The sequence below is a fragment of the Patescibacteria group bacterium genome (genome assembly GCA_018896215.1).
Classification (GTDB): Bacteria; Patescibacteriota; WWE3; order 0-14-0-20-40-13; family 0-14-0-20-40-13; genus JAHINB01.
On record JAHINB010000013.1, the window covers coordinates 41,524 to 54,113 of the forward strand.

General features: G+C 40.7%; 17 protein-coding genes. 4 read left to right on the forward strand and 13 right to left on the reverse strand.

Annotated features, from left to right (window positions below; translation table 11 throughout):
• Window positions 1-14 precede the first annotated feature (14 nt).
• From serS to secA, 4 genes are read left to right on the forward strand one after another with little or no spacing between them, the layout of a single operon-like run.
• The gene (gene serS / locus KKF75_02770; protein ID MBU4381116.1) at window positions 15-1,259 is read left to right on the forward strand and encodes a serine--tRNA ligase; all 1,245 of its coding nucleotides are present in this window, start codon (window positions 15-17) and stop codon (window positions 1,257-1,259) included.
• Window positions 1,259-1,945 (forward strand): hypothetical protein, encoded by a 687-nt coding sequence (locus KKF75_02775; protein ID MBU4381117.1) that lies wholly within the window; start codon window positions 1,259-1,261, stop codon window positions 1,943-1,945. Before serS ends, KKF75_02775 begins: the two co-directional genes overlap by 1 nt.
• A complete protein-coding gene (gene uppP / locus KKF75_02780) occupies window positions 1,936-2,721 on the forward strand; it encodes an undecaprenyl-diphosphatase UppP (GenBank protein MBU4381118.1) in 786 nt (261 codons plus the stop codon). The genes KKF75_02775 and uppP overlap by 10 nt, the downstream gene beginning before the upstream one ends.
• Window positions 2,718-5,282 carry a preprotein translocase subunit SecA gene (secA, locus tag KKF75_02785; GenBank protein MBU4381119.1) on the forward strand — a complete coding sequence of 855 codons (2,565 nt, stop codon included), beginning with the start codon at window positions 2,718-2,720 and terminating at the stop codon, window positions 5,280-5,282. The genes uppP and secA overlap by 4 nt, the downstream gene beginning before the upstream one ends.
• 38 nt (window positions 5,283-5,320) lie before the next feature.
• On the opposite strand, the gene KKF75_02790 is transcribed toward secA, so the two are convergent.
• The 13 genes from KKF75_02790 to KKF75_02850 all read right to left on the reverse strand — a co-directional run bounded on the left by KKF75_02790 (window position 5,321) and on the right by KKF75_02850 (window position 12,588).
• Window positions 5,321-5,989 carry a L,D-transpeptidase gene (locus KKF75_02790; protein MBU4381120.1) on the reverse strand — a complete coding sequence of 223 codons (669 nt, stop codon included), beginning with the start codon at window positions 5,987-5,989 and terminating at the stop codon, window positions 5,321-5,323.
• 56 nt (window positions 5,990-6,045) lie between these two features.
• Window positions 6,046-6,429 carry a 30S ribosomal protein S9 gene (gene rpsI, locus KKF75_02795; GenBank protein MBU4381121.1) on the reverse strand — a complete coding sequence of 128 codons (384 nt, stop codon included), beginning with the start codon at window positions 6,427-6,429 and terminating at the stop codon, window positions 6,046-6,048.
• Window positions 6,430-6,612: 183 nt separating this feature from the next.
• On the reverse strand, window positions 6,613-7,047 hold the full coding sequence (gene rplM / locus KKF75_02800; GenBank protein ID MBU4381122.1) for a 50S ribosomal protein L13: 435 nt from the start codon (window positions 7,045-7,047) through the stop codon (window positions 6,613-6,615).
• A complete protein-coding gene (gene rplQ / locus KKF75_02805) occupies window positions 7,044-7,496 on the reverse strand; it encodes a 50S ribosomal protein L17 (GenBank protein MBU4381123.1) in 453 nt (150 codons plus the stop codon). Before rplQ ends, rplM begins: the two co-directional genes overlap by 4 nt.
• Window positions 7,497-7,505: 9 nt before the next feature.
• Entirely contained in the window at window positions 7,506-8,435 is a 930-nt protein-coding gene (locus tag KKF75_02810; GenBank protein ID MBU4381124.1) for a DNA-directed RNA polymerase subunit alpha, read from the reverse strand.
• A 56-nt stretch (window positions 8,436-8,491) separates the two neighbouring features.
• Complete coding sequence (gene rpsD, locus KKF75_02815) at window positions 8,492-9,088, reverse strand: 30S ribosomal protein S4 (protein MBU4381125.1); 597 nt, start codon at window positions 9,086-9,088, stop codon at window positions 8,492-8,494.
• 12 nt (window positions 9,089-9,100) lie between these two features.
• Window positions 9,101-9,469 (reverse strand): 30S ribosomal protein S11, encoded by a 369-nt coding sequence (gene rpsK, locus KKF75_02820; GenBank protein ID MBU4381126.1) that lies wholly within the window; start codon window positions 9,467-9,469, stop codon window positions 9,101-9,103.
• Window positions 9,469-9,855, reverse strand: coding sequence for a 30S ribosomal protein S13 (rpsM, locus tag KKF75_02825; protein ID MBU4381127.1), 387 nt, complete (start codon window positions 9,853-9,855; stop codon window positions 9,469-9,471). The genes rpsK and rpsM overlap by 1 nt, the downstream gene beginning before the upstream one ends.
• A gap of 2 nt (window positions 9,856-9,857) precedes the next feature.
• A complete protein-coding gene (rpmJ, locus tag KKF75_02830) occupies window positions 9,858-9,974 on the reverse strand; it encodes a 50S ribosomal protein L36 (GenBank protein ID MBU4381128.1) in 117 nt (38 codons plus the stop codon).
• A 65-nt stretch (window positions 9,975-10,039) separates the two neighbouring features.
• Window positions 10,040-10,261: a translation initiation factor IF-1 gene (gene infA, locus KKF75_02835; GenBank protein ID MBU4381129.1), complete on the reverse strand. Its 222-nt coding sequence runs from the start codon at window positions 10,259-10,261 to the stop codon at window positions 10,040-10,042.
• Between the two features lie 49 nt (window positions 10,262-10,310).
• Entirely contained in the window at window positions 10,311-11,057 is a 747-nt protein-coding gene (gene map, locus KKF75_02840) for a type I methionyl aminopeptidase (protein ID MBU4381130.1), read from the reverse strand.
• Window positions 11,044-11,583, reverse strand: coding sequence for a nucleoside monophosphate kinase (locus tag KKF75_02845; protein ID MBU4381131.1), 540 nt, complete (start codon window positions 11,581-11,583; stop codon window positions 11,044-11,046). The genes map and KKF75_02845 overlap by 14 nt, the downstream gene beginning before the upstream one ends.
• Before the next feature lie 738 nt (window positions 11,584-12,321).
• Window positions 12,322-12,588 carry a YbaB/EbfC family nucleoid-associated protein gene (locus tag KKF75_02850; protein ID MBU4381132.1) on the reverse strand — a complete coding sequence of 89 codons (267 nt, stop codon included), beginning with the start codon at window positions 12,586-12,588 and terminating at the stop codon, window positions 12,322-12,324.
• Window positions 12,589-12,590: the final 2 nt, after the last annotated feature.

Consider the following 12,590-nt stretch of genomic DNA (forward strand, 5'->3'; position numbering starts at 1 on the left):
TTAGATCTAAATCTATGCTAGACATAAATTTTATTAAACAAAATAAAGAGGCTGTTACCAAAAACTGCTTGAGGCGTGGATCTAAAGTTGATATTGACAAAATTTTAGAGCTCTCTAATGCCAAAAACACAAAGATAACTCAAAACGAAGCTCTAAAACACCAAATAAACTCTCTTTCCAAATCCAAACCAGAACCAAAGCAAATGGTTAAATTAAAGGAGTTAAAAGAACAAACAAAGACACTCCAAGAAGAAATAAACAAACTTGAGAAGGAACTTTTCTCTCTTTTAAGCTGGGTTCCCAATATGCTTTCCCCCGATGTTCCCGACGGCCAAAGTGATGCGGATAATGTAGAAATAAAAAAGTGGGGCGAGATTAAGGAATTCAATTTTACGCCCAAAGGTCACCAAGAATTGGGAGAAAATTTGGACATTTTAGACAAAGAAAGAGGCGCCAAGGTTGTCGAGTCAAAATATTACTTTTGGAAAGGTGACGGAGCACGGCTTGTTTGGGCGCTTTTTAGCTGGGCACAAAATTTTTTGCAGGAGAGGGGTTTTACTTTCTTTTTAACCCCAGATTTAGCGCAAGAAAAAACCCTTTTTGGAACTGGGTACTTGCCTTTTTTCTCGGAGGATATATACAAAATCGAGAGGTCCAACCTTTCTCTAATAGGAACCTCGGAACAAGTTTTAGTCGCCTATCACGCTGATGAGATATTAGAAGAAAAAAATCTTCCTCTTTTGTATTCTGGTTTCTCACCTTGTTTTAGAACCGAAGCCGGAAGCTACGGCAAAGATACCAAAGGGGTTTTTCGCGTTCATCAGTTTAACAAATTAGAGCAAATTGTTTTTTGCCAGCCTGAAGAATCGCAAAAAATGCACGAATTATGCCAAAAAAACGAAGAGGACATGGCAGAGGCTCTTAGAATTCCCCATCACAGAGTACTGGTTTGTGTTGGAGACTGCGGAGCTCCGGGATATAAAAAATACGACTTGGAGGCTTGGTTTCCCAGCCAAAACAAATACAAAGAAATCACCTCCAACACCAATTTGACTGATTTTCAAACCCGAAGACTTGGAATTAGATACAAAACCAAAGACGGCAATAAAGTATTTCCTCACACCATCTCCGCGACAGCAGTCACCGATCGCTGGGTTTTGACGATTTTGGAAAATTACCAACAAGCGGATGGGTCAGTTGTTGTACCAGAAGTATTAAGACCCTACATGGGCGGGTTGGAAATAATTAAAAAGAGATAATGGCTATTTTTTCCCCATGGAAAACAATTTATACCACTGTTTCCCCTGTTTCTGGAGACATTAGAGTTGAGCAAAAAGACAATTACACCAGACTTGTTGTGACAGGCTATGTTCAATCCGTAAGCCTAAACTACCCTAATATCGAAAGCACTGTCTGGGGGAATATTGTAACTTGTGCCAGAACAATTGTACCCAACGCCAAAACAGCTTTGATCTTGGGTATTGCCGGTGGCACAGTTCCTGCTTTACTTAAGCAAACCAACCCCGCTCTTGAGATTACCGGTGTTGATTACGACGAGATTGTTACTAGCACCGGTTCCAAGTTCCTGCATTTTCCTAATCCCTCTCATCCCCCTAATTCCCCTTATCCCCCAAAGGTAGTGGTTATGGACGCCTACGAGTTTGTGCTTAAAACAACCAACTCGTACGATTTAGTGGTAGTGGATTTATACACTGGTGGTTCTTACGACCTCCGCTTTGCCAGTGACCAATTTTTAGGAGCGCTACCAAAACTTGTAGAGCTAAATGGTGCTGTTATAATAAACAGAATCTTTACAGGAAACATTGCTAACCAAACCAGCGAATTTTCTAACAACCTTAAAAAGTATTTTAAACAAGTTACCTGCAAAAGAGTCCGGACTAAATTTTACGAGACTAGTTTCAATTTTCTCTTTATATGTCAATAGTAACAGCCATTATACTTGGGATAATTCAAGGAACAACCGAATTTTTACCGGTTTCTTCCTCGGGTCATTTAATCGTTATCCCAAAACTCTTAAATATAGATTCTGGAGGATTTTCTTTTGATGCTTTTTTACATTTGGCAACTGGGTTAGCTATAGTTAGCTATTTTTTTCCCGACTACAAAAAACTCTTGACAAAAGCATTAGCAAAAGACAAATCAGCGCAAAAACAAGTAACCTATCTGATTATTGGATGTATTCCTGCTGGAATTATTGGGCTTATTTTTGGAGATTTCATAGAAAACAAAATGCGCGGAGAATTTGTAGTCGCTGGAGCGTTATTTATTGTGGCTCTTGCAATTATTCTAGTCGAAAAATATCTAAAAAATCAAAAACGAGAGGTGGTAACAAAAAAGGATGGGGTAATTGTTGGACTATCTCAAGTATTAGCACTTATTCCAGGAGTTTCCCGATCGGGAATTACCATAATTTCTGGCATGGCGGGTGGATTAACGCGCGAAGCATCCGCTAAATTTTCTTTTATGCTGGCAACACCAATAGTTCTACTGGTCGGAGCATACTCTTTTTATCAAGCGCTACCTTACCTTGATTACAATCAATTATTAAGTTACGCCGTCGGATTTATCACTGCATTTTTTGCCGGAATTTTTTCGATTGAATTTTTGCTTTCTTATGTAAAAACCAAGTCTCTGATGCCATTTGCTATTTATAGAATTGCTCTAGCCTCTATAGTAATTGTTACAGCAATATTTTTATGAGCATCTTAAAATCGCTTTTTGATCTAAACAAAAAGAAAATTCAAAAACTTTACCCTTTGGTTCGTGAAATAAACCAGCAATGGGAAAATGTTAAAGATTGGAAAAATGAAGATTTTGCAAACCAGACAAGCAAGTTCCAAGACGACTTATTCAAGATTAAGGATTTAGCCCAAAAAGAAAAGTATCTCGAAAGCATTCTGCCTTTAGCTTTTGCTATGGTCAAGGAAGCAACTAAAAGAACCCAGGATAAAATTTTGCATGACGAGCAGTTGCTGGCGGGAATTGTCTTAAATAGCAAAGCTATAGCCGAACAAAAAACTGGTGAGGGAAAAACCAACACAGCAGTTCTAGCTTTGTATTTAAACTCACTTACAAAATTAGGCTGTCATTTGGTTACCCCAAACGACTATCTTTCCCGTCACGGCGCCGGATGGATGGGACCAATTTACAACCTGCTGGGCGTTTCGGTTTCGGTAATTATTCACGAAGCGTCTTATATCTATGACCCAAGCTTTGAGAACGAAAAATTCTTAGACGAATACGCCAAAAACTTAAAACCTGTATCGCGAAAAGAGGCCTACGCCTGCAACATAACTTATGGAACCAACAACGAATTTGGTTTTGACTATTTGCGGGACAATATGGCAAATACATTATTAGGAATTGTACAAACTAATCCCCAAGGTGACGAAGGGTACCACAATTTTGCCGTGGTGGATGAGGTTGACTCTTTGTTGATTGATGAAGCCAGAACTCCTCTTATTATCTCCGCCCCCGCCGAGGATTTAGCCTCCCGTTATAAGGAATTCTCTCAAATTGCCAACAAACTTGTCATTAAAACCGACTGCGAAATAGATGAAAAATTTAAAACTGCCACGCTTACCGATCTGGGAATTAGAAAAGTAGAAAGGTTTTTGGGTGTAGATAACTTGTACGAAAAGGATTTTGAAAGTATCCATCTAATCGAAAACGCCATTAGAGCAAACCATCTATATTTAAAAGACCGGGATTATGTAGTTCGCGAAGGCGAAATAATCATTGTAGATGAATTTACAGGAAGACTTATGCCGGGACGCCGATGGAGCGAGGGCTTGCACCAAGCAATTGAGGCAAAAGAAAGCGTTTCAATTCAAAAGGAGTCTAGAACGCTAGCTACTATTTCGTTTCAAAACTATTTTAGAATGTACCACAAGTTGGCTGGAATGACAGGAACCGCCGAAACCGAAGCCGAGGAATTTTACAAAATTTACGGGTTGGATGTTGTTGTTGTCCCCACTAATCTCCCAATTAAACGAGAGGATTATCCCGACTTTGTTTATAAAACTAAAACCGCCAAATACCACGCTGTGGTGGCAGAAATTGAGGAGGCGACAAACCGTGGCCAACCAGTTTTGGTAGGTACCACTTCCATCGAAAATAACGAGCTTTTATCTCGTTTGCTTTCTCATAAAGGGATAAAACACGAGGTGTTAAATGCCAAACAACACGAAAAAGAGGCCCAGATTATCTCTCAGGCGGGAAGAATTGGGGCGGTAACTCTTGCCACCAACATGGCAGGTCGTGGGGTGGACATTAAGCTTGGCGGAGATCCAACAACGACAGAGGAAAAACAGCAAGTCGAGACTCTTGGTGGACTCTTTGTAATTGGAACCGAACGACATGAAGCAAGACGGATTGACAACCAGCTCCGTGGGCGGGCGGGCAGGCAAGGAGAGTCGGGAGCTTCGCGATTTTTTGTTTCCTTGCAGGATGATTTAATGAGAATTTTTGGCGGGGCGCAAATTGAAGGTCTGATGACCCGTTTTAAAATGGACGAAAACACTCCGCTGGAATCGGGGATTGTTTCCAAAGCCATCGAAAACTCACAAAAAAAGGTCGAGGGTTTTAATTTTGACGCCCGAAAACGAGTTGTAGAATACGATGATGTGATGAATGTGCAAAGGAGTGCCATATACAAAATTCGCAAAAAGGTTCTCCTCCTAGAAAAATCCCTAACATCTCCAACAACCACTCTAGAGGAATTTGCTAACTGGTACACCAATAAAATTACCCCTTACTATGCAGAATTTACAACCATTTGGAGTAAGTACCAAAAACAATTCGGTCCGATGTGGCTAGAGGTGGTAAAACAAGAAACCTTGCGGGTAATTGATTTTTTGTGGATGGAACACTTGGATGGCATGGATGACCTGCGAGAAGGAATTGGACTGCGCGGTTATGCTCAAATTGACCCTATTGTGGCATACAAAAAAGAGGGTCGGGAGATGTTCGAAAAGCTTTTGGCTAATATTTGGGGTACCCTGGGCGAGCGCTTTTCCAAAATTAATATCACATCAGAAGTCTCCCCCTCACCACAATCTACCCAATCCCCCCTATCTTCTCAAAGTTTAGTTTATCAACACGCCTCTCCAGAACTCGGCGTTGCCGACGAAGCGCGCGAAATAGCCCAAGCTCAATCCCAAAAACCCAAAGACGAGGAAGGTCAAAAAATTGGGCGCAATGACTTATGCCCCTGTGGAAGTGGCAAAAAATACAAACGCTGTCACGGCAAGCAGAAATAGGGATTATCCCAAATTTGGGATAATCCCTAATCTTGTCTCTATTCCGCAGGTGCCTCGCCGTAAATGATTACTTTTGTCCCAGGGTTTTCTGGGGTTGCTCTTGTTCCCCATTCTCCTTCTTTTAGTTCTGGGTTTGCCCAATAAAACAATTGCTCTACTTCTTCTGTCTTCATATTAATACACCCATGACTCATAGGATGACCAAAGTTGCTATGCCAATAGGTTCCGTGAATTCCGTATCCTCTCTCTTTTGGCACCTCATTATTGTAAAAATACATCGTGTAGGGAACATTCGGTAGATAGTAATAGGTATGCAAGGCCTTGGAGCCACCTGCCATAAGAGTATATCTAAGCTTAATCCAAATAGTAAATTCCCCAGTTGGGGTCCTTCCCCACTTTCCTGACGAAATTAAAAAATCGTAAACCTTCTCTTCTCCTTCGTAGGCATAAATCCTTTGATTCGTAAGATCTATTTCTAGTCTTTTATCGGAACTTGTCGCGCCAAGTACAGTTGTGGTGGGTTGGGATGTTGCTAGACGAGGCGTTGAGACTTTAACCCCATGAAAAACCCCCATTATTTGAGAGGTATCGTACATCCCAGTTAATTTTGTCAAGGAAAGAGGATTTTGCAAGTTTCTAGTAAGTTTAAAAAACGCCAAGAGGAGAGTAGCAACAATTAATAGAGAAAGTAAAAGTTTAAACCGCATAATGTTTCTATCATGGGTTAAACGAGCAATAATTTCAAGAGCTTTTTTGGGGCTTGTTATCTCTTGGAGTATTGCGGAGCCTTTCGAGCCTTGCGTAAAAAAACCTTTTTGCTTTCGACTTCTCTGGAATCTCGGGTTAGTAAACCTGCAACTCGCAATTTTGCCCTAAATTCTTCGTTGTAGACCAGTAATGCCCGAGAAATTCCCAATACTACAGCGTCAATAAATCCAGTTTTTCCGCCACCTCTAACCTTTATTGACCCCGAAAATTTGGCTGCGGGGTGAGAAACTCCCACAATATGAAAAGGTTTTTGCCACAACAGCTTGTCGGCGTCTTTAGTAAAAAAATCGCCAATAGGTTTGTCATTAACCGTAATATCGCCTTTTTCATCATACAACCAAACCCTAGCAACGGATCTTTTTCTGCGACCCAACCCCATAAATATTTTAGTTTTGCTTTTAGGTTGTTTTACTTCTTCTGTTTTTACAATATCTACCTTATCTACCTTATCGGATTTTGAAGATTTTAGAGGTTTTTTTGTTTTTTCCACAATCCCTTTATTTACCTTACTGATCTTCTTTTTCTTATTTATCTTATTTACCTTATTTGTTTTTTCCATAGATTACTGTTTAACTATTGCTTTTACCTGCCCTTCGTGCGGGTGCTTATCCCCAGCATAAATATATAAATTAGCCAACCACACTTTTCGCAGATTATTCCGCGGAAGCATTCCCGCCACCGCCCTTCTTAAAACCTCTCCGGGTCGGCGCTTTTGTAAATTTTTGTAAGTCTCCTCTTTTAGACCACCCATATAACCACTATGCCTAACATAGATTTTATCCTCTTCTTTGTTCCCGGTTACTTTTATTTTTAAAGCATTAACAACTACAATCTTGTCTCCCACAACCATATTTTTTACAAAATACGCCTTATCCTTTCCCATAAGTATTTCTGCAATTTCGCAGGCTAATCTGCCCATAACCTTGTCTTTGGCATCTATTATCTGCCAATTGGTTTTTATGTCCGCTTTTTTTGTGGCGTAAGTCTTTTTGTTCATTTGGCTTTGGTTTTAACTTTCTTGGATTTTGTACTTGTCTTTTTTGCCTCTATATCTCCCTTATTCTCCACCGGTTTTACTTTAGGCAACTGTATAGTAAAACTAATTTTTGCCAGCTCTGCGGCATCTCCCGCTCTTATTCTGGTTCTTTTTATGCTTAAAAAACCGCTTGTTTTATCTTTAAACAACGGAGTAATTTCGTTAAAGAGCTTTTTTGCCGCCTTGGTATTATTCCCCAGTTTTGCAATTATATATCTGTAAGAGGCAAGGTTGTTTTTCTTTGCCATTGACACTAGTCTTTCGAGCAATGGTCGCACGCTCTTAGCCTTGGCAACGGTAGTTTCTATGCTACCTTTGTCAATTAGACTTATCATTAAGTCGCGGTGCAAAGCCTTTCTTGCCCCACCCGACCTTCCTAGTTTTTTAACCTTTTTAACTTGGTGCTTCATGGTACTTACTTAGTCCTTTAACCCTTCCTTTTTAAGAAGTTTGGCTATTTCCTTAATGGATTTTTCTCCCAAATTTCTCACCTTTAGCAAATCTTCGTCGGTTAGTTTTCCTAAATCTTCCAAGGTCTTTACCTTTGCTTTCTTTAACGCGTTTATAGTGCGAGTTGGAAGCCTTAGCTCATCAACCAAAACATCACTCGGCTTGTATGATGGCGTAATTGTCTTACCAGCATCCACAATAACTTCGTCTTTAAGAGACTGTTCTCCAGTTGCAACCCGCATAAAGAATTTTTGTAAAATGTCAGAAGCTTGCATTAAAGCCGTTTTTGGAGAAATTGTGCGATCTGTTTTTATGTCAATGGTTAGTCTATCTAATCCTGTTTTTTGCCCCATACGAGTTGGGGAAACAGAAAAGGCCACATTGGTAATAGGAGAAAAGATCGCGTCTAAAAGAATCACCCCAACCCGATTAGTCTTTTGCTCTTCCGACGGCACATAACCAAAACCCGACTCCACCAAAAGAGACGCTTTAAACTTGGCATTTTTATCCGCAAGTGTTGCAATAACCAAATCGGGATTTGCTATAACAACTCCAGCGGGTAGCTTAATATCCGAAACTTTAACAACCTTTGGTCCCGTCTCGTCTATTTCACAAACCGCAGATTCTTTGCCCGAAACTGCAATTTCTATCTTTTTAAAGTTAAGAGTAAGCTCGATTAAATCTTCTTTTACACCCTTTAGGTAGGAGAATTGATGAGACGCGCCGACAATTTCCGCTTGGGTAACCGCCCATCCTGGAAGAGAAGAGAGTAGCACCCTTCTTAAGGCATTTCCTAAAGTGTGACCGTACCCACTAGGCAAGGGCTCTATAGCGTAACTTCCCTTGTATTCGTTTTCTTGCAGGGTAATAATTTTTACATCTTCGGGTTCAAGTCTCATAATAAAAGCTATAAAGCTAAGGGTTGGGGATATTAAAAAATATCAACCCCTTAGATTTACCTGCTATAAAACTCCACAATTAATTGTTCATTAATATCTTCTTTAATATCTTCTCTTTTGGGAACACCCAAGACCGTTATTTTGTTGGCAGATACTTTAACCCAAACCGCAGGTTCCTTATCGGAGTTTAAATTAAATTTCCAACCAGAGGGCGTTATCACATCTTTAGCGCAAACAGCAATTGACGGAATATTGACCTTTTTTCCATTAAGCAAAAAACGGCCTTCGGTAATTAGTTTTCTGGCTTGCGCTCGCGAGACAGCAACTCCAGAACGATAGATTGCATTATCCAATCGCCGTTCCAGTGTTTCTAAAAGATATTCTCCCGTAACCCCAACCTTTTTAGAAGCTGCTGTGTAATATCTTCTAAATTGGCGTTCTAAAATTCCATAGATCCTTTTTGTTTTTTGCTTTTCTCTAAGCTGGATACCATATTCACTGGGCTTTCGCCTATATGCCATTCCATGAACCCCTGGAGCGCTAACCCTGCGGGTTAAGCCGCACTTTTCGGATTCACAACGGACACCTTTTAAAAAAAGTTTGCTTCCTTCTCTTCTACACAATCTGCATTTGGGACCGGTATATCTTGCCATAAATTTATCTAGTTAAACTCTTCGGCGCTTTCTAGGTCTGCATCCATTATGAGGAATGGGAGTCATATCAGAAATTGAACTTACATTAATACCTGCGCTTCTAATAGATTTTATAGCGGAAATTCTACCCATTCCGGGACCTTTTACGGTTATAGCAACGCTTCTAACCCCCATATCGTAAGCCTTTTTACCTATATCAAAACCAACAACACCCGCTGCGTAGGGTGTGGATTTTCGAGCCCCTTTAAATTTGGATGTGCCGCCGGATCCCCAACAAATAACATTACCTTCGAGGCTAGAAACGGTAATTATGACATTATTGAATCCCGCAAAAATACTAACCCGAGCTTTTTCCGAAATTACTTTTTTTGATTCTGCCATTATGTTTTGGTGAGAACTTTTTTCATGCCTCCAATAGTCTGCCTTTTTCCTCGTTTAGTTCTGGCGTTGGTTTTTGTACGCTGACCTCGCGCTGGGAGCTTTTTAAAATGCCTAATTCCTCTGTAACACTTAATGTCTGTTAATCTTTTTATATTAGAGTAGACCACTCTCTTAAGCTCCCCTTCGAGCATAATCTTCATTCTTTCTATAGTGTCCCTAAGTCGCACAGTCTCATCTTCGGTTAAAGCGCTGACCCGAGTATCGGGATTAATCTTTGCCATTTCGAGAATTTTTTTAGCTCGGGAGGCTCCCACACCATAAATATACGGCAACGCCGCTTCGATTCTTTTTTTATTTGGAAGTTCTATTCCTACAATTCTCGCCATAATTATCCCTGCCTTTGCTTATGCTTGGGATTTGCCTTGCAAATAACCCGCAAAACATTCTCCCTTTTAATAATTTTGCACTTATTGCAAATTTTTTTGATTGATGATCTAACTTTCATAACAAGATTCAAGAAAAAATACTAAAATATTTCGCGAAGCGAAAGCGTTACAAGCTTCGCTTATATCATTTGATCCTAAAGACTATCCTCCCCTTGGTAGTATCGTATTTAGTCATTTCTACCCTAACCGTATCACCAGGTAAAATCCTAATATGATGCAGTCGCATCTTTCCCGAGACATGCGCCAAAATTGGCAACTCGTCCGTTTCAAATTTTACCTTAAACATGGTATTAGGTAGGGATTCCAAAACCACGCCTTCTCGAACTTCTATATCCTCTTTTTGCATAAATAAATACAACCCCATAAAGGGCTCTGGGTATTAAAACAAAAAAAACCTATCTAGTCAATATCCTATAACCGTTCTCCGTTACTGCAACCATATCCTCTAACATTGCTGACAACTTACCGTCCTTTGTTTTAACTGTCCAGCCGTCACGAGAAACGGCAAGCTCTGGAGAGCCTGCTACATACATTACTTCTACACACAAAACCATTCCGCAAACAAGCGATACTCCAGAACTACATCTGCCAAAGCAAGGAATTTGTGGGTCTTCATGAAGCTCTTTTCCAATAGCGTGACCAGTAAGATCGCGAATAACATTATAGCCTGCTCTTTCGATAGTATTTTGGATTGTACAAGAAATATCTCCTACAAAATTTCCGGGTACAATAGCATTTATTGCTCTATCTAAAGCCAGCTGACCTATCTGCAAAAACTTTTTAGTTGCGGGATTTGGTTCCTGCCCTACTACAATAGTCCGACACATGTCCGATTTCCAACCGCCAAATAAGGCGCCCATATCTAAAGATAATAGATCGCCTTTTTTAACCTTTCTTCCGCCCGGCATTCCATGAACAACTTCATCGTTGATGCTAATGCAGGTAGAAAACTTGTAACCACCTTCACCAAGGAACGATGATTTGGCATGAAGCGATTTAAGTTGCGAAGAAACAAACTTGTCAATATTGGCTGTTTTAAGACCAGGGTGAATCCAACCTAAGGTTCTTTCCATCACCTTCTTGGCAATTTGGGCAGTAAGATAGATTTCTTCGATTTCTTGAGGGGTTTTAATGATTACCATAAGATTTAATTTTGTCGGATATTTGACGGGCAATTTCTTCTACGCTGGGACTTCCATCAACCTCAAGTAATTTGTTTTGCTTTCTAAAAAAATCCAACACTGGTTCGGTTAGTTGGTGATAAACCAAAAGCCGTTCTTTGATGATCTCCGGCGTGTCGTCACCTCGTCCCCGTTCGTTTAACCTTTTGATGCATTCTTCGTCGGTTAATTTGATATAAATAGCAAGATCAATGGGAGTTGAGGAATGTTCGGCTTGATACAAATCTCTTGGGGCGCCGTCCAAGGCAAAACCTTTGTCTTTTAGCTTAGAAAGATGTAAATCTATAATCTCAACCGCATCTTGATTATTTACTAAATGACCCCGATCCATGGCGGTTTCGACTCGCGCACCAAGCGGGGTGTTATCTTGCTTTAGTTTTCTAAAAATATCACCAGTAGAAAGGTGCAAAACTCCAAGACTTTTGGCTAAAATCTCGGCTTGAGTAGACTTACCACTCCCCGGCATTCCCATAATAACTATATTCATGAGTTGATTTTACCTCACAAACCGCTATTTACGAAACGGTATTTGCGCACCTATCAATTCGGGTACTACCCGAATCGGGTAGTACCCGATAATATCTTGCCACTAAAGGGTTCTTTTGAATACAGTGTTTCGTGTTGTTATAGCAAGGAAAATTTACTATCAATTGCAACTGGATGCAGATGGAGTGGGGCACCTCTTAAACAACAAAAAGAAAAAGAAAAGGCGCTGGAGTCTCTCATGATACATCAAGAGAAAATACCCCCAGCACCTTCCGCAACTTCCCCCCCACCGCATCACTTGTTGGCATCGATACAATCGGAGAGGCTCTGCAAGAATGCCTTGGCGGATACATCGCCATATGGAAAACCCACGACATCGTATACGATGCGATGCCCCCCCCCCGATTTCAGCACGAAACACGGTACGCCACTCGTTAAGACTCCCCATTCCTACCCGCAGAAAGATCACTCTGCGCCGTTTATCTTGTACAGCATGAGAGTAAGCTTCCACAGCCAAATGCAAGTGTCTGGGGTACAACATAACGAGAACGATGTCGGCAGGTTCACCAATCTCATAATCATGAGCAAGGAGCAATTGCTCAATGATCCTGCGACCCTCGGGAACAAAGTCCTCGAACAGAAACAGTTTCTGCTTCATGGATTCCTCCTTTGTGAGATTCCTCACTGATTTGTAGAGATTCGAGGGGGTAAGTGAGGTTATTATAACACAAAAAGCGATTTAAAACCCAAAATCTCCCATTTGACCTTGCATTTTGTGGGCGACCTTTTTTTGGGCTTCTTTAACCGCTTTATTAAAAGCCTCCTTGAGACGCACATCCAACTCGCCATCTACCCAAACCTCTTGCACATGATTATCTCCCTGCATCACGACTTTGATTCCTTTCTCCTCCACCTCAACAACAATCGCTTCCATTTGCTTCTTCATCTCATCAGCCTTCTTTTTCATCTCATAAAGTTTTTTTACATTGCCAAATGGTAGTGCCATGT

Excerpts from the sequence above, each read along its gene's own strand:
- serS (MBU4381116.1), top strand. The coding sequence starts at position 15 with ATGCTAGACATAAATTTTATTAAACAAAATAAAGAGGCTGTTACCAAA.
- KKF75_02775 (MBU4381117.1), top strand. The coding sequence starts at position 1,259 with ATGGCTATTTTTTCCCCATGGAAAACAATTTATACCACTGTTTCCCCT.
- uppP (MBU4381118.1), top strand. The coding sequence starts at position 1,936 with ATGTCAATAGTAACAGCCATTATACTTGGGATAATTCAAGGAACAACC.
- secA (MBU4381119.1), top strand. The coding sequence starts at position 2,718 with ATGAGCATCTTAAAATCGCTTTTTGATCTAAACAAAAAGAAAATTCAA.
- KKF75_02790 (MBU4381120.1), bottom strand. The coding sequence starts at position 5,989 with ATGCGGTTTAAACTTTTACTTTCTCTATTAATTGTTGCTACTCTCCTC.
- rpsI (MBU4381121.1), bottom strand. The coding sequence starts at position 6,429 with ATGGGGTTGGGTCGCAGAAAAAGATCCGTTGCTAGGGTTTGGTTGTAT.
- rplM (MBU4381122.1), bottom strand. The coding sequence starts at position 7,047 with ATGAACAAAAAGACTTACGCCACAAAAAAAGCGGACATAAAAACCAAT.
- rplQ (MBU4381123.1), bottom strand. The coding sequence starts at position 7,496 with ATGAAGCACCAAGTTAAAAAGGTTAAAAAACTAGGAAGGTCGGGTGGG.
- KKF75_02810 (MBU4381124.1), bottom strand. The coding sequence starts at position 8,435 with ATGAGACTTGAACCCGAAGATGTAAAAATTATTACCCTGCAAGAAAAC.
- rpsD (MBU4381125.1), bottom strand. The coding sequence starts at position 9,088 with ATGGCAAGATATACCGGTCCCAAATGCAGATTGTGTAGAAGAGAAGGA.
- rpsK (MBU4381126.1), bottom strand. The coding sequence starts at position 9,469 with ATGGCAGAATCAAAAAAAGTAATTTCGGAAAAAGCTCGGGTTAGTATT.
- rpsM (MBU4381127.1), bottom strand. The coding sequence starts at position 9,855 with ATGGCGAGAATTGTAGGAATAGAACTTCCAAATAAAAAAAGAATCGAA.
- rpmJ (MBU4381128.1), bottom strand. The coding sequence starts at position 9,974 with ATGAAAGTTAGATCATCAATCAAAAAAATTTGCAATAAGTGCAAAATT.
- infA (MBU4381129.1), bottom strand. The coding sequence starts at position 10,261 with ATGCAAAAAGAGGATATAGAAGTTCGAGAAGGCGTGGTTTTGGAATCC.
- map (MBU4381130.1), bottom strand. The coding sequence starts at position 11,057 with ATGGTAATCATTAAAACCCCTCAAGAAATCGAAGAAATCTATCTTACT.
- KKF75_02845 (MBU4381131.1), bottom strand. The coding sequence starts at position 11,583 with ATGAATATAGTTATTATGGGAATGCCGGGGAGTGGTAAGTCTACTCAA.
- KKF75_02850 (MBU4381132.1), bottom strand. The coding sequence starts at position 12,588 with ATGGCACTACCATTTGGCAATGTAAAAAAACTTTATGAGATGAAAAAG.